At 66.5% G+C, this 20,710-nt stretch carries 20 protein-coding genes; 13 read left to right on the forward strand and 7 right to left on the reverse strand.

The window, feature by feature from the left end:
• Positions 1-91: 91 nt before the first annotated feature.
• From AC3QL2_RS15145 to AC3QL2_RS15180, 8 genes are all read left to right on the forward strand, one after another.
• Complete coding sequence (locus AC3QL2_RS15145) at positions 92-490, forward strand: hypothetical protein (RefSeq protein ID WP_493231234.1); 399 nt, start codon at positions 92-94, stop codon at positions 488-490.
• Positions 468-1,352: an N-acetylneuraminate synthase family protein gene (locus AC3QL2_RS15150; protein WP_493231235.1), complete on the forward strand. Its 885-nt coding sequence runs from the start codon at positions 468-470 to the stop codon at positions 1,350-1,352. Before AC3QL2_RS15145 ends, AC3QL2_RS15150 begins: the two co-directional genes overlap by 23 nt.
• Complete coding sequence (locus AC3QL2_RS15155; RefSeq protein WP_493231236.1) at positions 1,336-1,812, forward strand: KdsC family phosphatase; 477 nt, start codon at positions 1,336-1,338, stop codon at positions 1,810-1,812. The genes AC3QL2_RS15150 and AC3QL2_RS15155 overlap by 17 nt, the downstream gene beginning before the upstream one ends.
• Positions 1,813-1,814: 2 nt before the next feature.
• Positions 1,815-3,608: a thiamine pyrophosphate-binding protein gene (locus AC3QL2_RS15160; RefSeq protein ID WP_493231238.1), complete on the forward strand. Its 1,794-nt coding sequence runs from the start codon at positions 1,815-1,817 to the stop codon at positions 3,606-3,608.
• Between the two features lie 59 nt (positions 3,609-3,667).
• Positions 3,668-4,759, forward strand: coding sequence for an FkbM family methyltransferase (locus AC3QL2_RS15165; RefSeq protein WP_493231240.1), 1,092 nt, complete (start codon positions 3,668-3,670; stop codon positions 4,757-4,759).
• 64 nt (positions 4,760-4,823) lie between these two features.
• Positions 4,824-5,888, forward strand: coding sequence for a radical SAM/SPASM domain-containing protein (locus tag AC3QL2_RS15170; protein WP_493231241.1), 1,065 nt, complete (start codon positions 4,824-4,826; stop codon positions 5,886-5,888).
• Positions 5,885-6,916 (forward strand): radical SAM/SPASM domain-containing protein, encoded by a 1,032-nt coding sequence (locus AC3QL2_RS15175; protein WP_493231243.1) that lies wholly within the window; start codon positions 5,885-5,887, stop codon positions 6,914-6,916. The genes AC3QL2_RS15170 and AC3QL2_RS15175 overlap by 4 nt, the downstream gene beginning before the upstream one ends.
• Before the next feature lie 34 nt (positions 6,917-6,950).
• The gene (locus AC3QL2_RS15180; RefSeq protein ID WP_493231245.1) at positions 6,951-8,087 is read left to right on the forward strand and encodes a methyltransferase domain-containing protein; all 1,137 of its coding nucleotides are present in this window, start codon (positions 6,951-6,953) and stop codon (positions 8,085-8,087) included.
• A 6-nt stretch (positions 8,088-8,093) separates the two neighbouring features.
• Here the strand turns inward: AC3QL2_RS15180 and AC3QL2_RS15185 are convergent, their stop codons facing one another.
• The 6 genes from AC3QL2_RS15185 to AC3QL2_RS15210 all read right to left on the reverse strand — a co-directional run bounded on the left by AC3QL2_RS15185 (position 8,094) and on the right by AC3QL2_RS15210 (position 13,829).
• On the reverse strand, positions 8,094-9,167 hold the full coding sequence (locus tag AC3QL2_RS15185) for an NAD-dependent epimerase/dehydratase family protein (protein ID WP_493231247.1): 1,074 nt from the start codon (positions 9,165-9,167) through the stop codon (positions 8,094-8,096).
• A gap of 7 nt (positions 9,168-9,174) precedes the next feature.
• Complete coding sequence (gene rfbH, locus AC3QL2_RS15190) at positions 9,175-10,551, reverse strand: lipopolysaccharide biosynthesis protein RfbH (protein WP_493231248.1); 1,377 nt, start codon at positions 10,549-10,551, stop codon at positions 9,175-9,177.
• Positions 10,548-11,603, reverse strand: coding sequence for a CDP-glucose 4,6-dehydratase (gene rfbG, locus AC3QL2_RS15195; RefSeq protein ID WP_493231250.1), 1,056 nt, complete (start codon positions 11,601-11,603; stop codon positions 10,548-10,550). The genes rfbH and rfbG overlap by 4 nt, the downstream gene beginning before the upstream one ends.
• Complete coding sequence (rfbF, locus tag AC3QL2_RS15200) at positions 11,600-12,376, reverse strand: glucose-1-phosphate cytidylyltransferase (protein ID WP_493231252.1); 777 nt, start codon at positions 12,374-12,376, stop codon at positions 11,600-11,602. The genes rfbG and rfbF overlap by 4 nt, the downstream gene beginning before the upstream one ends.
• A gap of 92 nt (positions 12,377-12,468) precedes the next feature.
• Positions 12,469-13,083 (reverse strand): hypothetical protein, encoded by a 615-nt coding sequence (locus AC3QL2_RS15205; protein ID WP_493231253.1) that lies wholly within the window; start codon positions 13,081-13,083, stop codon positions 12,469-12,471.
• Positions 13,084-13,169: 86 nt separating this feature from the next.
• A complete protein-coding gene (locus AC3QL2_RS15210; protein ID WP_493231255.1) occupies positions 13,170-13,829 on the reverse strand; it encodes an HAD family hydrolase in 660 nt (219 codons plus the stop codon).
• A gap of 85 nt (positions 13,830-13,914) precedes the next feature.
• Here AC3QL2_RS15210 and tcdA point away from each other — a divergent pair, with 85 nt between their 5' ends.
• Positions 13,915-14,703, forward strand: coding sequence for a tRNA cyclic N6-threonylcarbamoyladenosine(37) synthase TcdA (gene tcdA, locus AC3QL2_RS15215; protein WP_493231257.1), 789 nt, complete (start codon positions 13,915-13,917; stop codon positions 14,701-14,703).
• Here the strand turns inward: tcdA and AC3QL2_RS15220 are convergent.
• Positions 14,678-15,523 (reverse strand): peptidoglycan DD-metalloendopeptidase family protein, encoded by an 846-nt coding sequence (locus tag AC3QL2_RS15220; RefSeq protein ID WP_493231259.1) that lies wholly within the window; start codon positions 15,521-15,523, stop codon positions 14,678-14,680. The genes tcdA and AC3QL2_RS15220 overlap by 26 nt on opposite strands.
• 110 nt (positions 15,524-15,633) lie before the next feature.
• Between AC3QL2_RS15220 and AC3QL2_RS15225 the strand changes: the two genes are divergently transcribed.
• The 4 genes from AC3QL2_RS15225 (at position 15,634) to AC3QL2_RS15240 (ending at position 20,706) form a co-directional block, all read left to right on the forward strand.
• The gene (locus tag AC3QL2_RS15225) at positions 15,634-15,999 is read left to right on the forward strand and encodes a sirohydrochlorin chelatase (protein WP_493231261.1); all 366 of its coding nucleotides are present in this window, start codon (positions 15,634-15,636) and stop codon (positions 15,997-15,999) included.
• 151 nt (positions 16,000-16,150) lie between these two features.
• Entirely contained in the window at positions 16,151-17,203 is a 1,053-nt protein-coding gene (locus AC3QL2_RS15230) for an efflux RND transporter periplasmic adaptor subunit (RefSeq protein WP_493231263.1), read from the forward strand.
• A gap of 3 nt (positions 17,204-17,206) precedes the next feature.
• On the forward strand, positions 17,207-20,485 hold the full coding sequence (locus AC3QL2_RS15235; protein ID WP_493231264.1) for an efflux RND transporter permease subunit: 3,279 nt from the start codon (positions 17,207-17,209) through the stop codon (positions 20,483-20,485).
• The gene (locus AC3QL2_RS15240) at positions 20,482-20,706 is read left to right on the forward strand and encodes a YgaP family membrane protein (protein ID WP_493231266.1); all 225 of its coding nucleotides are present in this window, start codon (positions 20,482-20,484) and stop codon (positions 20,704-20,706) included. Before AC3QL2_RS15235 ends, AC3QL2_RS15240 begins: the two co-directional genes overlap by 4 nt.
• Positions 20,707-20,710 lie beyond the last annotated feature (4 nt).

Consider the following 20,710-nt stretch of genomic DNA (forward strand, 5'->3'; position numbering starts at 1 on the left):
AGTCCGCACAGCGTAGCGTCAGCTTGGGCGTCCGTCCACGCCATGGGGACTTTGCAGTGCATTGCCGGCGGCGGCTTGAGTGGTGGTGAGAATGCTATACTTTGCCTTCAGCGAAAATCATGCGATTCATCTTGAGCGCAGCGCGTTCTGTCCTTCCGCACGTCGTTTCTCCGCACGTATTTCTCCGCGACGCAGAATGTCGGGCGGGGGCGTTGCAATTCCCGCGTTTCCTTTTCTGATTTCCTGTGTCGCGTCTCCCGTTTCATCCGAATTCATCCCGATCTCCGGAGAAGCGGCGGCAGGCGTTTCGTCTTGCGCCGCGCGACAGGGCGGTGCGGCCCGCAATTCGAGTCGCAATTCGATTTTTTCCCTTCAGTTTCAGACCGGCGTGTCGATGCTTGCCAGGCGAGTCTCCCGCTGGATGCCGGTCATGATTGGGGGGGCCGATAATTTAATGGAGGGTGACGATGTCAACCGTACGTATTGGTGAAGCAGTGGTCGGTGAAAGGCATCCGGTCTATATCATTGCCGAGATCGGTATTAACCATAATGGCAGCCTGGATCTGGCCAAGCAGTTGATCGACGTGGCGGTGACGTCGGGTTGCAATGCGGTGAAGTTTCAGAAGCGCACCGTTGATGTCGTCTATACGCCCGAAGAGCTGGAGCGGCCGCGGGAAAGTCCCTTCGGTACGACCAATGGCGAGCTGAAGCGCGGGCTCGAATTCGGTCTCGAGCAATACCGGGAAATCGATGCCTATTGCCGCGAGAAGGGTATTGCGTGGTTTGCGTCGTGCTGGGACGAGGCGTCCGTCGATTTCATCGACCAGTTCGACGTGCCCTGCTACAAGATCGCCTCGGCCTCGTTGACCGACGACAACCTGCTGCGCCACACCCGCAGCAAGGGCAAGCCGATCGTGCTGTCCACGGGCATGAGCTCCCTCGATGAGATCTTCCACGCCGTCGAGGTCCTCGGCCGGCAGGACCTCGTCGTGATGCATTCCTGCAGCACCTATCCGGCGCATTACGACGAATTGAACCTGCGCGTCATTCCGATCCTGCAGCAGCAGTTCGGGGTGCCGGTCGGCTATTCCGGGCACGAGACGGGGATTCCGTCCTCGGTGGCATCGGTGGCCATCGGCGCATGCATGATCGAGCGCCACATCACCCTCGAGCGTTCCATGTGGGGCAGCGACCAGGCCGCCTCCCTCGGGCCGAGCGGCTTCACCCAGCTGGTGCGGGACATCCGCCTGGTCGAGACGGCGCTCGGCGACGGCGTCAAGCGGGTGCTCGAACGGGAAGTGCCGATCATGGAAAAGCTGCGACGGGTTGGCGCACGTGACCGTTACTATTGATGCGGTGGTCATGGACGTGGACGGCGTCCTGACCGATGGCGGTTTCTGGTGGACCGCCAGCGGCGAGGAGTCGAAGCGTTTCAGTTTCCTAGACGTGATGGGGATTTCGCTGGGCCGCAAGGCGGGTCTGGTGTTCGGCATCATCACGGGCGAGGACACGCCGTTCGCCGAGCGTTTCGCCAAGAAGATGGCGATGGCCGAGCTCCACGTCGGCTGCAAGGAAAAAGGCAAGGCCTTGCAGCTGATCTCTGAGCGCCAGGGCATCCCGCTGTCCAACATCTGCTATGTCGGCGACGACGTGAATGACCTGCCGGCGATGGCGCTGGCCGGGCTGAGCGCGGCGCCGGCGAATGCGCACCCCACCGTCCGCGAGGCCGCCGACCTGCGCCTGCAGAACCAGGGCGGCAATGGGGCGGTGCGTGAGCTCGTCGATTACATCCTTGCCAACCACAGAAATTGATCGTGAAGCTATCCGACTACGTTGCGTCCTTCGTTGCCCGTCTTGGCGTCCGCCATGTGTTCATGCTGTCCGGCGGCGGCGCCATGCATCTCAATGATTCCTTCGGCAATACCGAAGGGCTCGAATACGTCAGCACTCTGCACGAGCAGGCTGCCGCGGTGGCCGCCGAGGCCTATTCGCGGGTGTCGGGAAACCTGGGCGTGGCGCTGGTGACGACCGGCCCCGGCGGCACCAACGCGGTGACCGGTGTGGCGGCGGCGTGGCTGGACTCCACGGCCTGCCTGTACTTCTCCGGCCAGGTCAAGCGTGCCGATATCTGCAAGGGCAGCGATCTGCGCCAGCTCGGGGTGCAGGAGATCGACATCGTGTCGATCGTCGACTCGATCACCAAGTACGCGGTGACCGTTACCGATCCGGACTCCATCCGTTATCACCTCGAAAAGGCCCTGTATCTCGCCCGGAGCGGTCGCCCCGGCCCGGTATGGATCGACATCCCGCTGGATGTGCAGGCGGCGGAGATTGATCCGGCGGCCTTGCCTGGTTTCCAGCCGGAAGCCGGCGCTGCCGCGCCCGATCTGGTGTCGGCCATCGAGTACACCCTTGAGAGCCTGGCTGCGGCGCAGCGGCCGGTGGTGTTGCTGGGCAACGGGCTGCGTCTGGGCGGTGCGGAGAAGGAAGCGCTGCGTCTCGTCGAGGCGCTGGGCATCCCGGTGCTGACCACCCGCCTCGGTGTGGACCTGCTGCCCTTCGAGCACCCCCTGCACGTGGGCATGCCGGGTACCATCGCCAGCCGCGGTGCCAACTTCGCGCTGCAGAACAGCGACTGCCTGCTGGTTCTCGGCGCACGCCTGGACATGGCCCTGATCGCCTACGCCCCCGAGCGCCTGGCCCGCGGGGCCCGCAAGATCATGGTGAATATCGACCAGGCCGAAATCGACAAGCTCGGCGCGAGCATCGACCTCGGCGTGGCCGCGGACGTCGGTGACTATCTGCGTGCGCTGCTGGCGCGCGTGGAAGGCCAGGCGCCGGGCGATCGCTGGCAGGACTGGCAAGCCCGCTGCCGCGGCTGGAAGGAACGCTATCCCTTCGTGCTGCCGGAGCACCGGAGCGCGCCGCAGATCACCGTCTACGCCTTTTCCGAGGCGCTCGCCCAGGCGCTGGAGGGCGCCGATGTGGTTTTGCCGGGCAGCTCCGGCGTGGCCTGCGAAATCTTCCTGACCGCCTTCCAGGCCAAGGAAGGGCAGCGCATCTTCCACAACAAGGGGACCGGAGCCATGGGGCTCGGCCAGCCGGCGGCGCTCGGTGCCTGCCTGGCAGCGGGGGAGCGGCGGACGGTCTGCATCGACGGCGATGGCGGCTTCCACATGAACGCCCAGGAACTCGAGACCATCCGGCGCCTGAACCTGCCGATCAAGTTCTTCGTCATCGACAACGACGGCTATGCCTCCATCCGGGCGTCGCAGGGCAATTACTTCAAGCGCCTGACCGGTGCCGACGGCAGCAGCCACCTGACCCTGCCGGCAGTGCTCCGCGTGGCGCAGGCCTACGGCGTGCATACGGTCGACCTCGACGATCCGGCCCGTGTCGCGGGGACGATCGCCGAAGTCCTCGATTATCCGGGGCCGGTGGTGTGCCGCGTGAAGACGATGCCCGACGAGCAGCGCATCCCGCGGGTGGCGTCCTTCCGCAAAGCCGATGGCAGCATGGATTCGATGCCCCTCGAGGACATGTGGCCGTCTCTGCCGCGCGAAGAATTCCTCGAGAACATGATCGAAGCACCATTAAGCCTTTCGTAATTCCGGCCGTAAATAGTCCATCTTTCCCATCTGTGCCCAATCGAGCCGAGGAGACCGTCGTGCAAGACAACATCGCTGAACTACTGGCGGCCCGAAAGAGCTATCGCGAGGAAATACAGGCGCTCACCCGAAGTTACCGTTACGTGGTGTTTTACGGTTGCGGCGCCATTTTCAGCAGTATCGTTGATACCTGGATGGAATACGTCGGACGGCCCATCGATTATTGCTGCGACAGCGATCCGGCCAAATGGGGGCAGACCTTCTGCGGCGTCAAATGCCTGTCGCCGCAGGAGCTGCTGGAAATAAAGGCGGATTGTGCGATCTTCGTCACCGTCGGCAAGTTCCGCCCGGTTTTCGATTTCCTGCGCGGCGAAGGCTGTCCCTCGGTCAATCTCATCTACAAATACGATCTGGTTGCGGCTTCGTATCTGGACGAGCAGGACGACGAATTCGTCGCCGACAGGCTGCGCCATGCCCGCAGCCTGTTCGCCGACGAGCGTTCCCTGCAGGTATTCGACACCATCCTCCGGCGCGCCCTGGCGGCCGACAAGGATATTGAACTGATGCCGTCGATCTGCGATCCAAACCAGTACTTCAACAAGGACGTCATGGCGCTTTCCGAGGATGAGTCCTATGTTGATATCGGCGCCTACGACGGGGATACGGTGGGCTATTTCATGAAGGCCGCCAATAACCGTTTCGACCGTATTCACGCTTTCGAGCTCGACCCGGCCAATTACCGGCAATTGCTCGCCAACGTGGAGAAAATGCCCAACCGGGAGCGGGTCAAGCCGGTCAATCTCGGCGTCTGGGACGAAGAATGCGAAATCCGCTTCAGCACCGGCAAGTCGCAGAGCACAGTTGGCGCAGGGGAGAACGTCGGGCGCGTGGTGCCGCTCGACAAGGCGCTTGCGGATCAGCCCGTTTCGTTCATCAAGATGGATATAGAAGGCGCCGAACTGCATGCGCTGCGGGGCGGCCGCCAGCTTATTTCGACGCAGAAACCCAAGTTGGCAGTGTGTGTTTATCATCACATCTCCCATCTCTGGGAAATACCCGCATATATTCGCGAGCTTCTTCCCGACCACCGGCTGTTTCTCAGGCACTATACGAATCTCGAATACGAAACGGTGTGTTACGCCGTCCCCTGAATTCCGAATAGACCCTTTTGCAATTGATGTTATTGGGCCGGCAACATAAATACGGAGTAATGAAATGACCACCCTCAACGAACTCGAGCAGGCCAAGAGAGACAAGCTCAAGAGAGAGAAGCCCGCGGTCTACGACAAGATCATGAAGATCGCCGAGCGGCACGCTCAGGGCATTCCGACGCCGATCGTCGATATCGCCTACAACTACGCCTGCGACCTGAGCTGCGATCACTGCACCGCATGGCGGGGCCGCTGGCTGCGTCCCGGGGGCCAGCGCAAGCTGACCCCCGAGGATCTGCGCCGCTTCAGCGACGAGGCCCATGAGCTGGGGCTGGCCCAGTTCTGCCTGTCCGGCGGTGAGCCGACGATCCTGAAGAACCTGGACGACGTCATCCTCGCCCTGCAGCCCGACAAGTTCCACCTGACGATGAGCACCCACGGCCATTTCCTGACCAAGGAAAAATGCCGCCACCTTAAGTCGCTGGGTCTGGACAAGGTCAAGATCAGCCTCGACGATTTCGACCCCAAGGTCCATGACGCCAACCGTCACCACGAGGGCGCCTACGAAAAGGCCATCGCGGCGATGTTCAACGCCAAGGAGGCAGGCCTCAGCGTGGTCATCCAGACGGTGGTGAGCCACGAGAATTGCCAGACTCCGCGCATCATCGAAATGGCCAAGTTCGCCGACGAGCATGGCTTCACCGTCGACATCCTGGTCGCCCGTCCGACTGGTGCCTGGGAAGGTCGTTTCGACACCCTGATCACCGAAGAGGATGCCGAGTTCCTGTGGAAGGCCCACCAGGAATACCCGGTGCTGCACCGCGACGTGTGGCCCGCCTACGGCATGAACAAGGGTTCCGGCGCGGTTCACTCGACGCTCCACCTGACCCAGTACGGCGACATCATGCCGTGCGTGTACATCCACATCGCGATCGGCAACATCTTCACCGGCACGCTGGCCGAGGCGATCGAGCGTGGCCAGAGCATCAAGCGCTTCAAGGAATACAACCCGAAGTGCCTGTCCGGCGAAGACCACGACTTCATCAAGAACTACATGGCCAAGGCCTACGGCAAGCAGCTGCCGATCCACTGGACCGAAGCCTTCACTGAAGACGATTACGTCAAATGATCAAATACACGGAATTGCACGCGACGAACCGGCAGAATCTCCGCGAGATTCTGCCGCTGGCCAAGCCGTTTACGGTGCTCATCGAGCCCTCGAGTCTGTGCAATTTCCGATGTATCCAGTGCTTCCACAGCGTCAAGACGGAGTCGTATTTCAGCCGCAACAAGTCGAGCATGCCGATGGACCGCTTCCGGCGGATCATCGACCAGTTGAGCCGGTGGCCCGGGCCCCGGCTCAAGGTGCTCAAGCTCAGCCTGTACGGGGAGCCGCTGGTCTCCCCTGATTTTGCCGAGATGCTGGCGCTGGCCAGGGAAGCCGACATCGCCGAGCGCATCGAGACGACCACCAATGCCAGCCTGCTGACGCCCGAGGTGGCCGAGAGCATGGTGCGCAACCGGCTGGACTACCTGCGCGTGTCCATCTACGCGACGCGCCAGGATCGTCACCAGGTCGTCACCGGCTCCAAGTTCGACATGCAGCGCATCCGCGAAAACCTGCGCGTGCTGCAGGAAACCAAGTTGCGCCTGGGGGCGGACAAGCCCTTCGTGTCGTGCAAGATGCTCGACGAGTTCAGCGAGGAGAACGAACGCTTCCTGAACACCTACCGCGAGGTGGCGGACGAAACCTACATCGACAAGCCCCATGGCTGGATCAAGGTCGATGAAGTGGATTTCGTGAAGAACTTCTACGGCGACAACGTCGAGCAGGCCACCGCCGATCTGGCAACCCATTGCAGCGACCGGGTCACCTGTCCGATGCCCTTCACCACCATGGCGATCCGCAGCAATGGTGCCGTTTCGCCGTGCTGTGTCGATTACATCGGCGGTACCAACATCGCCAACATGGAAGAGCGCAGCCTGCAGGAAATCTGGCATTCGCAGGAATGGTACGAGTTCCAGAAGATGCAGCTGGAAGACCGCAAGCACGAGAACTCCTCCTGCGCCAACTGCGACATCTACCGTAACGACCATTACACCAAGGACAACATCGACGGCTTCCCCGTCGAGCGCCTGCTGGGGCACAAGCGCTGAGCGCGCGCCCAGGCGCCTGCCCGGACTTTCACCGATGAAGCTTGCCCACTGCCGAGTCTGCGGCGCGCCGTTCTTCGGCACGCCGCTGTTGCGCTATGCAAACATGCCCAAGGCGGCCCAGCATTTTCCCGATGCCGGATCGGTCGACGGCGAGCGCGGGGCCGACCTGACGGTCTGCCAGTGTTCGGGCTGCGGGCTGGTCCAGTTGAGCGAGCCGCCGGTGCCGTATTACCGGGATGTCATCCGCGCGGCGGCTGTCTCGACACCGGTCAAGACCTTCAAGACCGAGCAGTTCGCCCGCTTCACGGAGCGTTTCGGGTTGGCGGGGCGGAAGGTCGTGGAGATCGGCTGTGGCAAGGGCGAGTTCCTGTCCCTGTGGCAGGCCGCCGGGGTCGAAGCCTACGGGCTCGAGCATGCGGATGCCGCGGTGGCCCAGTGCCGGGAGGCGGGGCTGCGCGTGGCGCAGGGCTACGTCGAGGCGCCGGAGCAGACGCTGGCCGATGGCCCCTTCGATGCCTTCGCGTTGCTGATGTTCCTCGAGCACATGCCCGATCCCAATGCCTCCCTGCGGGGCATCCACCGCAACCTGAAGGACGGTGCGGTGGGGCTCGTCGAAGTGCCGAATTTCGACATGGTGCTGCGCAACCGGGTGTTCTCCGAGTTCATTGCCGACCATCTGTTCTACTTCACGCGGGAAACCCTCGAATTCACCTTGCGCCGGAACGGTTTCGAGATCGTCGAGTGCGCCGAGCTGCGCGACGACTACGTCCTGTCGGCGGTGGTGCGCAAGCGGGCCGCCCTCGATCTGTCCGAGTTCAGTGGGGCGCAGGCCAAGCTGAGCGGCGAACTCACCGATTTCATCGCCCGCCATCCGGCCGGATCGGTGGCGGTGTGGGGCGCCGGCCATCAGGCGCTGGCGATGATCAGTCTTGCAGGGATCGGCCCGCGCATCCGCTACGTGGTGGATTCAGCGCCCTTCAAGCAGGGCAAGTTCACGCCGGCCAGCCATATCCCCATCGTTCCGCCGTCCATGCTTGACGAGTCGCCGGTGGCGGCGCTGATCGTGATGGCCGCCAGCTATTCCGACGAAGTGGCGGCAATCGTCCGCGCCAAGTATGGCAGCGCGCTGCCGCTGGCCATCCTGCGGGAATCCCACCTCGAAATCTGCTGAAGGCCGTCAGGGCCGGCTTACGGTGCCCGATTCGAGGGCCCAGCGAGCCGTGCGGCGAATGGCCTCATCCAGCGGCGTCGCCGGCGCCAGGCCGAGTTCGTCGCGGGCCCGCCGGATGTCGGGCACGTACCAGCCGGCGGCTTCGTGGGGCTGGGGTTCGGGCGCGATCGGCGGAGGTCCGCCCAGGACCCTGCTGACCCGGGCGGCGAGTTCCCGTATCGACAGCGCTTCATCCGCACCGACGTTGTAGATGCGGCCGGCGCGGCCGCGCGCCAGCAGCGTGACGAGCCATTCGGCGGCGTCGGCGGCGTAGAGATAGGAGCGGACCGGCGTGCCGCCCGAATTGAGGCGTGGCGCAGTACCTTGGAGGACGTCGCGGATGAAGTTGCCGATGGCGAACTTGTCGAAAGGCATGCGCGGGCCGGTGAAAGCGAAGCCGCGGGCGATCACCAGTTCGAAGCCGTATTCGGCGCTGCCCAGCAGGTGCAACTGCTCGGCGAAGCGCTTGGCGCCGCTGTAGCCACCCGGGTCATTTACCGGCGGGGCGGAGGGGCTGTCTTCGGGGACCGGGCCGGGGCTGGCCGGTGTGCCGACTACGGCGCCGGAGCTGAAGTACAGGTAGCGGGTGGCGCCAGCGGCAGCGGCGGTCTCGATGACGTGGCGGCTGCCCGCCGTGATGGCGTCCACCAGGTCCCATGGGCGGATGCCCGGCCGGCCGACGTCGGTCGCCCCGTGGACCACGTGGGTGAAGCACGCGCCGGGCAGCTGGAAACGGCGCACGTCCCCTTCCGTCAGCGTGATCTGCGGGCTGCGGGCCCAGTCGGGGCGCCGCGCTGCCGTGGCGCGGGTATCCCGCGTCAGCAGCGTGAGGTGTAGCCCGAGTTGGTCGCGGGCATTCAGCGCCAGCAGCAGGTCCACCAGCCACGAGCCGAGAAAGCCGGTGCCGCCAGTGATCAGCAGCTGCGCATTCCGGAGCGGGGCGCTGAGCGGCGTGCCGAGGTGCCCGAGGGCTTCGGCGAGATCGTCACGGACCGGCGTCGCGAGGTCGGCGATGCCGGCGAGGGAAGGCGGGACGGCCATCGGCGGGCTAGTCGAAATCGGCGCCGACGAAGCGCCGCAGGTGCCCGGCCGTGTAGTTCAGCATCTCGTCGGTGAGCCCCGGCCATACGCCGATCCAGAAGGTGTCCCGCATGATGCGGTCGGCCACCGGCAGATCGCCGACGACGCGGTAATTGCGCCCGGCCATCGAGGGCTGGCGGGTCAGGTTGCCGGCGAACAGCAGGCGGGTGCCGATCTTGTGCTGGTCCAGATACTGGAGCAGGTCCACGCGATTGACCCCGGCTTCGGGGCGCAGCGTGATCGGGTAGCCGAACCACGACGGATCGCTGCCCGGCGTGGCTTCGGGCAGCACGAGGAAGTCACGGGCGTCGTCCAGCGCCGCGGTGAGGTGCGCGAAGTTGCGTTTGCGCGCCGCGATGAAGTCCTCCAGCCGGTCCAGCTGGGCCAGGCCGCAGGCAGCCTGCATGTCGGTGATCTTCAGGTTGTAGCCGATGTGGCTGTAGGTGTACTTGTGGTCGTAGCCCTGCGGCAGGGTGCCCAGTTGCCAGCCGAAGCGCTTGCCGCAGGTGTTGTCGCAGCCGGGCTTGCACCAGCAGTCGCGGCCCCAGTCGCGGAAGGATTCGGCAATCTGGCGCAGCGTCGGGTCGCAGGTCAGCACTGCGCCGCCTTCGCCCATCGTGATGTGGTGGGCCGGGTAGAAGGACAGGGTGGCCAGGTGGCCGAAGGTGCCGACCTTGCGGCCGTGCCAGGTGGAGCCGAGGGCGTCGCAGCAGTCTTCCACCAGCCATAGGCCGTGGGCCTCGGCAAAGGCACAGACGGCGGTCAGGTCGAAGGGGTTGCCCAGCGTGTGGGCGATCATGATCGCCTTGGTCCACGGCGACAGGGCCGCCTCCAGCATCGACACGTCGATGTTGTAGCCGGGCAACGTGGCGTCCACGAAAACCGGTACGGCGCCGTTCTGGATGATCGGATTGACGGTGGTCGGGAAGCCGGCGGCAACGGTGATGACCTCGTCGCCCGGCTGGATGGCCCGCTCGCCGAGCTTGGGCGAGGTGAGGGTCGAGAACGCCACCAGGTTGGCCGACGAGCCGGAATTGACGGTGAGGGCGTAGCTCGTGCCGACGAAGGCGGCCAGGCGTGCCTCGAAGGCGTCGTTGAAGCGGCCGGTGGTGAGCCAGGCGTCCAGCGCCGCGTCGATCATCGCGTCCTTTTCGGCGTCGCCGACGACCTTGCCGGACGGTGGGACGGCGTCGATGCCGGGGCGCCAGCCGGTGGCGGATGCCTGGGCACGGGCCGGGCGGACGATGATCTCGAGTTCCTGGCCGGCGAGTTCGGGATGGGCCGCCAGATCGAGTTGCAGGCGACCGTCGCTGCCGGCGGTGAGGGTCTTGCGGATGAGGCTCATGGGGCGTTGCCGAAAGCGGCGATCTCGTCGAGGGTGAAGCGGTACATGTCGGCACCGCTGCGCCAAGCTTGATACCAGGCGAGGCTGCGGGCGACGGCTTCGTCGGCGCGCCAGCGCGGATGCCAGCCCAGACAGACGTGGGCCTTGCTGCAGTCGAGCTTGAGGGTGTGGGCTTCGTGCACCTGGGGCGTGCTGGCGGCGGTCCACCGGGCGTCCGGGCCCCAGCCGCTGGCCAGGCGTTCCACTACCCAGGCGACGGTCCGGGCGTCGCTGTCGTCGGGGCCGAAGTTCCACCCGTCGGCATAGGCCTGCCCCTGTTCGACCAAGCGCTGGGCCAGCAGCAGGTAGCCCGACAGGGGTTCGAGCACATGCTGCCACGGGCGGATGGCCGTGGGGTTGCGCAGGACCACCGCTTCGCCGGCGGCGAAGGCCCGCAGTACGTCGGGGACGAGGCGGCTGGAGGTCCAGTCGCCGCCGCCGATGACGTTGCCGGCTCGCGCGCTGGCCAGCGGAATGCCGGCCTCGGCGAGGAAGGAGCGCCGGTAGGCCGACACGACGAGCTCGGTGCAGCCCTTGCTGGCCGAGTAGGGGTCGTGGCCGCCCATCGGATCGTTCTCCCGGTAGCCCCACAGCTGTTCCCGGTTCTCGTAGCACTTGTCGCTGCTGATCACCACCACGGCCTCGAGGCCGGGCTGGTGGCGGCAGGCCTCCAGCACATGCACGGTGCCCATGGCGTTGGTGGCGAAGGTCTCCACCGGCTCCGCGTAGGAGTGGGGGACCAGCGCCTGGGCGGCCAGGTGGAGGACGATGTCCGGCCGCGCGGCGGCCATGGCGGCTTGCACGGCGGCAAGATCCCGGATGTCGCCGAACGTGGCGTGCATGCCGCGGGCAACGCCGGCGACATCGAACAGGGCAGGGCTGGTACTCGGGGCGAGCGCGAAACCATGCACGTCGGCCCCCAGCTGCTGCAGCCACAGGGCCAGCCAGCTGCCCTTGAAACCGGTGTGGCCGGTGAGGAAGACCCGCCGGCCGCGCCAGAAGGCGGGATTCACCAGGTTTTCCATGGGGCGGTGCCGCTGTTCCACAGCTCTTCGAGAAGGGTCTTGTCGCGCAGCGTGTCCATCGGGCGCCAGAAGCCGTTGTGCGGGTAGGCGGCCAGTTGCTTGCGGCTGATCAGCTGATTGAGCACCGGGCCTTCGAAGACCGTCTGGTCGCCTTCGGCGATGTAGTCGAGCACCTTGGGGGACAGGACGAAGAAGCCGCCGTTGATGGAGCCGCCATCGCCGAGGGGCTTCTCGACGAAGGCGCTGACGCTGCCGTCCGTCTTGATCTTGAGCGCGCCGAAGCGGCCCGGCGGCTGCACCGCGGCTACCGTGGCGAGCTTGCCGTGGCTCTTGTGGAAGGCGAGTTCCGCGGTGATGTCGATATCGGCCACGCCGTCGCCGTAGGTGAAGCAGAAGGCTTCCTCATCCTCCACGTACTGGCGCACCCGTGCCAGGCGGCTGCCGGTCTGGGTGGCCTCGCCGGTGTCCACCAGGGTCACCCGCCAGGGTTCCGCGTGGCGTTCATGGATTTCCATGCGGTTGTGGGTCATGTCGAAGGTGACGTCCGACATGTGCAGGAAATAGTTGGCGAAGTATTCCTTGATCACGTAGCCCATGTAGCCGCAGCAGATCACGAAGTCGTGGATTCCATGGCTGGAATAGATCTTCATGATGTGCCACAGGATGGGGCGACCGCCGATGCCGATCATCGGCTTCGGTCGATTGACGGTTTCTTCGCTGATGCGGGTGCCCAGACCACCCGCGAGGATCACGGCTTTCATCGACGCTCCAGGGAATTAGGAGGCGAATGGTACGCGTACGCAGGCCGTCGAGGGGCGGGAACAGCGGGGCGAAGCGGGGGCAATTCCCCCGATCAGTGCCAGGACGGGAAGCGGGGCGGCGTTGCGCCGCAGGCGACGTAGTCCGCGTCGCTCATGACCGATTTGATCTCGCACGGGGTTTCCGGCTTGGCGGCGGTTTCGGTGAGCTGGGAGAACCGCGGGTCGGCCACGCGGGGGACCGGTTCGGCCGGGGGCTGGCGCGGGCCGGCGGCGTTGCCCGTGGTCGTCTCGGAATATGCGGCCGTGGTTGGCCGCGGCTCACCACTGCGGCTGTGCTTGGCGAGCATGCGCTGGAAGCGGAGATCGTCGAGGCGCGACTGCCGCAGCAGGGTATTGGCGGAGCGTGCGAACGATGCGTCGTCCGCTGTGTACCGGACGGCCGGGGCCGGCTGCGCCGGCAGGTCCAGCGGCGGGTGGCGGAGCACGTAGCCGGGCGTCGGCGTGTCGTGAGCCGGATGGGCCGCCGTGGTCGGTGCCTCGGGCAGGTGCGACGATTCATGCACCGTGCCGTGATGGGAGGTCGTGTGGCCCAGGCTGCGTCCACCGCCGAAGCGTCCCGCCTCGGCGGGGAGACAGGAGAGGGTGCTCGCGCCCGTCAGGATGGCCAGGGCGATTAGGGTTTTATTCCTGTTTTGTGGCGTCTTCATGGCGAAAGCGGGTGTCCCAGTGTGGGTAATTCAGTGAAAAGCAAGATCATGCCACGGGAATCCCGGCGCCTCCGTGCACTGCTGCACTAGCTGTGATTCATGAGCTCTTGCGCCATTTCGGCGGGCGTTGCGGCCGCCTGCCAGTGGGCTGGCATGTCCGCGGGCGAGATGCTGCCGTAACCCCAGGTGGCGGCGATGAAGGGCAGCTCGTTGGCATCCGCCGATTCGCCGTCCTCGCTGCGGTCGCCGATGTAGATGGCGCTTTCCTTCGGCAATTCATGGTCGGCCAGCAGGCGGGCGATCATCGCGGCCTTGGTGGGCAGGTGCGGTTCGAACAGGTCCAGCGCGTAGATGTGGTCGAAATGATCGAGCCAGCCCAGGTGGGCGAGGATCAGGCGGGTGGGGTGGATGCGCTTGTTGGTGGCGATGGACAGGGACAGGCCGGCGTCCTTCAGGGTCTCGAGCATCGCGCCGACGCCGGCGTAGGCGGCGGTCTGTTTGTAGCCCTCGCTGTCGTAGCTAGCCTTGAAGCCGTCGGCGAGGCGGGCGATCAGCGCTGCGTCGGTGCTGCCGCTGAGCTGCTGCAGGGTTTCCAGCAGCGGCGGGCCGATGATGCTCTCGTCGATGGCGACGACCGGGCTGATACCCACCTGGGCGAAGGCGTCGCGGAAGCTGGCCAGGATCGCCGGCGCGGAATCAATGAGGGTGCCGTCGAGGTCGAACAGGATGTGGGTATAGCGGGGCATGGGCGTGGAGGCGTGATGAGCGGCAAGGAGCCGGGATTATGGCCCCGTCGGGTATATTTGCGCGCCCGAACCGGATTTACGCACCATGGACACGACCGATCTCGACACCTCCGACGATTCCCGCCGCTTTGGCGGCCTGGCCCGCCTGTATGGCGGAGCCGGACGCGCCCGGCTGGCGGCGGCGCGGGTCTGCGTGGTGGGGATCGGCGGCGTCGGTTCGTGGGTGGCCGAAGGGCTGGCCCGCAGCGGCATTGGCGCGCTGACGCTGATCGATCTGGACCATGTGGCCGAATCCAATATCAACCGCCAGATCCACGCCTCGGACGCGACCCTCGGCCAGGCCAAGGTGGAGGCCATGCGCGAGCGCATCGCCGGCTACAACCCGGCTTGCCGGGTGGATGTGGTGGATGATTTCGTGACCGTCGACAACACCGCCGAGCTGCTCGGCGCCGGCTTCGACTACGTGGTGGATGCCATCGACGTGGTGCGCGTGAAGGTGGCGATGATCGCCTTTTGCCGGCGCGCCGGTGTGCCGGTGATCACCTGTGGCGCCGCCGGCGGGCAGATCGACCCGACGCAGATCCGCGTGGACGATCTATCACGGACCATCCAGGACCCGCTCCTGGCCAAGGTGCGCGGGCAATTGCGCAAGGGCCACGGCTTTGCCCGCGACCCGAAGAAGAAGTTCAGCGTGGAGGCGGTCTTCTCCACCGAGCCGCTGCGCTACCCGTCGTCCGACGTGGCCTGCGAGGTGTCGGTGGGCGGGCCGGCCGGCCTCAACTGTGCCGGCTTCGGCTCGGTGGTGACTGTGACCGCCAGCGTCGGCCTGTTCGCCGCCGCGCGGGTGCTCAACGGGCTGGCGGCGGCCCGATGAACAGTGCCGGATCGACCGCCGCGCCGTTCAGATAAACGCTCCAGTGCAGGTGCGGGCCGGTGGCGCGGCCGCTGCTGCCGGACTGGCCCAGCACCTCGCCGCGGCGCACAGCCTGGCCGAGTTGAACGCCGGCCTTGTCCAGATGGCAGACCATGCTGACGAAGCCCTGGCCGTGGTCCACGAAAACCGTTTTGCCGTTGAAGTAGAAGTCGTCCACCAGCGTCACCACGCCGTCGGCGGGGGCGCGCACGGCGGTGCCGGTGGGTACTGCGACGTCCAGCCCGGTGTGCGGTGCGCGCGGCTCGCCGTTGAAGACCCGGCGCAGGCCGAAGCGGCTGGACAGGCGGCCAGTGGCCGGCAGTGCGAGGTCCGTACGCGGCACCACCACGTCGCGGAACTGGCTGCGGACGCTGATCTGGCGGTCCCGCTCGGCGTTGATGCGGTCCAGGTCCTCGTCGTCGGGGGTGACCATCTTCGGGTTCTTGATCGTCAGCCGTTGCACCGGGTAGGCCTTGGCGGCCACGTGGAAGGGCAGGGTTTGCCGGGTGCTGTCCGGGCCGAGCTCCAGGTACTGGTCGCCGACCGGCGTGTCGAGGGACAGGCCGACCAGCGCGTACCAGCCTTCCCGGCGCTGCTGCAGGAGCACCGGATGGCCGGCGTAGCGGACTTCCGGGCGCGGCGCGCCGGCCTCGGCGACGAGGATGGACGCGACGCCGCCGGGAACGGATTCGGGGCGCAGTTCGGCAAGGGCGGGGATGCTGCCGCAGGTCAGCAGGACGAGGGTGGCAGCGGCGTGCCGGAGGCGGGGCGGAATGAACATGGCGGAGCGGGAACGCAGTGGGGTCGCGATTTGACCATGTTCCACCTGCTGCGTGGATTAACATCGAACATGGCTACATCAGTTTTGACGCAAACAGGCAGGAGCGGAAGATGACGCAGGAAGCAATCGTATTGTTCGCCCATGGGGCGCGGGACCCGGAATGGGCGGCGCCGGCCCGCCGCGTGGCGGCCGGGGTGCAAGCCCTGCGGCCGGACGTGCAGGTGACGGTGGCCTTCCTCGAACTGATGGAGCCGACGCTGGCCGATGCGGTGGAGGCGGCGGTGGCCGCCGGGGCGCGCAGCCTGCGCATCGTGCCGCTGTTCCTGGCCCAGGGCGGCCACCTCAAGCGCGACGTGCCGGTTCTGGTGGAAGCGGCCCGGGCACGCCATCCGGATTGCCACATCGAACTGGTGGCGGCGGTCGGCGAGGACGACGGCGTCGTGCGTGCGATGGCGGCGTATTCGGCCGGGGCCTGAAACACCGGCGAGCGGAGCAGGTTTGTCTGCCGGGGCGAATAGACATACTCGCCCGCAGACTCTAGCCGGTCTGCCGAGAATCCGTGAATTTACCCCCAACGGGAGCCCGCAGGGTCTTGACGCTTTAAAATATTAGATTATTCTAATATTTATGTCCCGATACCTTTCAGCCTTGCGTACCGGCCTGCTGGCCGCCCTCGTGTTCGTCCATGGGCCGCTGTTGGCGGCTGATGGTGCGGACGCCGTTCCCACCGTCCAGGTCCGTGCGCTGGCCCGCGCCAGCACCTATGCAAGCGAGGCCGTCATCGAGGCGGTCCGCCAGGCCACCGTTGCGTCCCAGGTTCAGGGGCGGGTGCTGGAGGCCAGGGTGGACGCCGGTGCGCGCGTGCGCCAGGGCGAGGTGCTGATGCGCATCGACACCCGCGAGGCGGACCAGGCGGTGGCGGGTGCTGCTGCCAACGTGGCGGCCGCCCAGGCCCGGCTTGGCGACGCCCGCCTGGGCCTGGAGCGGGCCCGCAGCCTGAAGGCGCGCAACTTCGTCAGCGCCGCGGCCCTCGACCAGGCCCAGGCCGCCTACGACGCGGCGCTGGCCCAGCAGAAGGCTGCCGAAGCCGGGCGTGCGCAGGCTGACGCCTCCCGCGGTTTTGCCACCGTTACCTCGCCGCTGAGTGGCGTCGTCGCCCAGCGCCTCACCGAGGCGGGTGAGATGGCCCAGCCGGGGCGCCCGCTGCTGATCGTCTATGAGCCGGGTGGCCTGCGCGCGGTGGCCGACGTACCCCAGGCCCGGCTGGCTGACCTGGCCAAGGCGGGCATGAAGGCACGGGTCGAGTTTCCTGAGTCCGGGCGCTGGCTGGACGCGGTGTCCGTCGTCGTGCTGCCGGCGGCCGACCCGCGCACCCATACCGCCCGCGTGCGAGTGAATCTGCCGGCCGAGGTGGCTGGCGTGGTGCCGGGCATGGCGGCGCGCGTGCATTTCGCGGTTGGCGAGGCGCCTCGCTTGGCGGTGCCGGCGGCGGCGGTGCTGCGTCGCGGCGAGCTGACCGGCATCTACGTGGCGGATGGCAAGGGCGGTTTCAGCCTGCGCCAGCTGCGCCTCGGCAATGCGTTGGACGACGGCAGCGTCGAAGTGCTGGCCGGCCTTGCCGGCGGCGAGAGCGTGGCCCTCGACCCGGTGCGTGCCGGCCTGACCCGGAAGGGGCGCTGAGCCATGATGGGTATCGCCGGACGTCTTGCGGCGCTGTTCCAGCGCAACGCCCTCACACCCCTGCTGGCCTTGGTGCTGATGCTGCTCGGCGTGTTCGCCGCGCTGATCACGCCGAAGGAGGAAGAACCGCAGATCGACGTGACGATGGCTGACGTGATGGTGGCCTTTCCCGGCGCCTCGGCGAAGGATGTGGAGGCCCTCGTCGCGCGGCCGGCGGAGCAGGTGCTGTCGCGCATCGCTGGCATGGACCACGTGTTCTCGGTGTCGCGCCCGGGCATGGCGGTGATCACCGTGCAGTTCAAGGTCGGCGTGAAGAACCAGGACGCCATCGTGCGCCTGTACGACACCATCCACAGCCACCGGGACTGGATTTCCCCCGAGCTCGGCGTGGCCGAGCCGATCGTCAAGCCGAAGGGCATCGACGACGTGCCGATCGTCGCCCTCACGCTATGGACGCGGGATGAGGCCCGTTCGGCCTTTGACCTGCAGCAGGTGGCGCGGGCGGTGGAGGTCGAGCTCAAGCGCGTCAAGGGCACTCGCGACGTCAGCACCATCGGTGGCCCCGGCCACGTGCTGCGGGTTCTGCTCGACGTGGGGCGGATGAACGCCTTCGGCATCACGCCGCAGGACCTGAAGGGCGCGCTGCTGCTCGCCAATGCGTCCCAGCCGAGCGGCGTGCTGACCCGCGCCAACCAGGAGGTGCTGGTGCAGACCGGCACCTACGTGGAAAGCGCCGCCGACGTGCGGCGGCTGGTGGTTGGCGTGTCCGGCGGCAAGCCGGTGCATGTGGCCGACGTGGCGACGGTGCTCGACGGGCCGGACCAGCCGTCCCGCTATGTGTGGCACGGCCTCGGCAAGGGCGCGCCGGCTGGCGCAGCGGCGGCCGGTGAGCGCTTCCCGGCGGTGACCTTGTCGATCTCCAAGAAACCCGGCGAAAACGCTGCCGACGTGGCCGACGGCGTGATCCGCCGCATGGAGGCCTTGAAAGGTAGCATCGTGCCGGACGGCGTCGAGGTGACGATCGCCCGCAACTACGGCGCGACGGCCACCGAGAAGGCCGACAAGCTGATCGGCAAGCTGGTCTTCGCAACCTCGGCGGTGGTGCTGCTGGTGTTCTTTGCGCTGGGCAAGCGCGAGGCGCTGATCGTCGGCGCGGCGGTGACCCTGACCCTGGCGGCGACGCTGTTCGCGTCCTGGGCCTGGGGCTTCACGCTCAACCGGGTCAGCCTGTTCGCGCTGATCTTTTCCATCGGTATCCTGGTGGACGACGCCATCGTGGTCGTCGAGAACATCCACCGCTGGCACGCCCTTGAGCCAGGCAAGCCGCTGTGGCAGCTGATCCCGAAGGCGGTGGACGAGGTCGGCGGGCCGACCATCCTGGCCACGTTCACGGTCATCGCCGCACTGTTGCCGATGGCCTTCGTCAGTGGCCTGATGGGCCCCTACATGAGCCCGATCCCGATCAACGCGTCGATGGGCATGTTCATCTCGCTGGCGGTGGCCTTCGTGGTGACGCCGTGGCTGGCCGGCAAGCTGATGGAGGGCGGGCACGCCTCTCCCGAGGCCGAGGACGCGCAAACGCCGCCGGACCACGGCTCCGACCGCCTCACCCGCCGCCTCGAAGCCCTGTTCCGCCGCCTGATGACGCCGCTGCTCGATCCGGTCCGTGGCGGCCGCGCACGCGCCAAGCTGTGGTTCGGCGTGGTGCTGGCGATCGCCCTGTCGGTGTCGCTGGCCGTGGTGCAGTTGGTCGTGCTGAAGATGCTGCCCTTCGACAACAAGAGCGAGTTTCAGGTGGTCCTCGACATGCCGGTCGGTACGCCGGTCGAGGCCACTGCCGAGGTGTTGCGTGAAATCGGTGCCGAGCTGGCCAAGGTCGATGAGGTCACCGATTTCCAGGCTTACGCCGGCACCGCGTCGCCGATCAATTTCAACGGCCTGGTCCGCCAGTACTACCTGCGTGCCCAGCCGGAGATGGGCGACATCCAGGTGAACCTGGTGGACAAGCATCACCGCAGCCGGCAGAGCCACGAGATCGCAGTGAGCGTGCGCGACACGGTGGCCGCCATCGCCAGGAAGCACGGCGGCAACGCCAAGGTGGTGGAGGTGCCGCCGGGTCCGCCGGTGCTGTCGCCGATCGTCGCCGAGGTGTACGGCCCCGATTACGCCGGGCAGGTGGCGGTGGCCGGCAAGCTGCGCCAGGCCTTCGAGGCCAGCGCGGACATTGTCGGCGTGGACGACACGGTGGATGAGGCGGCTCCCAAGCTGGTGCTGCGCGTCAACCAGGCCAAGGCGGCCCAGCTCGGCGTGGCCCAGGCCGACATCGTCGAGGTGGTGCGCCTGGGCCTCGGCGGCGAGAACGTCACGCCGGTGCATGGCGGCGACAACAAGTACGAAATTCCGGTGCGCCTGACACTGCCGTCGGAAGACCTTTCGGGCATCGAGCAGATCCTGCAGATGCGTGTCCGAGCCCGCGCAGCGGAGGCCGGCGGCGCGCTGGTGCCGGTGTCGGAGCTGGTGCAGGTGGAGCCGACGCGGCGGGAGCAGGTGATCTACCACAAGGATCTACTGCCGGTGGTCTATGTGACCGGCGACATGGGCGGCAAGCTGGATTCGCCGCTGTACGGCATGTTCGACATCCGCAGCCGCGTGAAGGACCTGCCGCTGGTCGGCGAGCGCCTCGCCGGCACCCTCGACGAGTGGTTTATCCATCAGCCGGACGACCCCTACGCGGCTTACGCCATCAAGTGGGACGGCGAATGGCAGATCACCTACGAAACCTTCCGCGACATGGGCGCCGCCTACGCGGTGGGCCTGGTGCTGATCTACGTGCTGGTGGTGGCCCAGTTCCGCAGCTACCTGGTGCCGCTGATCATCATGGCGCCGATCCCGCTGACCCTCATTGGCGTGATGCCGGGGCACGCGCTGCTGCACAGCCAGTTCACCGCCACCAGCATGATCGGGATGATCGCGCTGGCCGGCATCATCGTGCGCAACTCGATCCTGCTGGTGGATTTCATCGACCAGCAGGTGGCGGCCGGCGTGCCGATGGCGGAGGCCACCATCCACGCGGCGGCCGTGCGCGCCAAGCCGATCGGCCTGACCGGCCTGGCGGCGATGATCGGCGCGCTGTTCATCCTCGACGACCCGATCTTCAACGGGTTGGCGATCAGCCTGATCTTCGGCGTGCTGGTATCCACGCTGCTGACCCTGATCGTCATCCCGGTCCTGTACTTTGCCGCCACCCACGGACGCGGCGCGCACGGCGGAGAGCCAACATGAAGCTGAACATCAACCAGTGGGTGCGGGTTTTTGCCGGCACCTTCGTGCTCGTCTCCCTCGGCCTCGGCGTGGAGGGCAGTCCCTTCTTCGTCAGCCACAACTTCCTTTGGTTCACCGCCTTCGTTGGCGCCAATCTGCTGCAGAGCGGCTTCACGCGTTTCTGTCCGTTGGAGAACATCCTGCGCAAGTTCGGCGTCAAGGACGAGGCCGGCTGCCGCTGATTGT

The sequence above is a fragment of the Zoogloea sp. GW822-FHT05C07 genome (assembly GCF_058800215.1).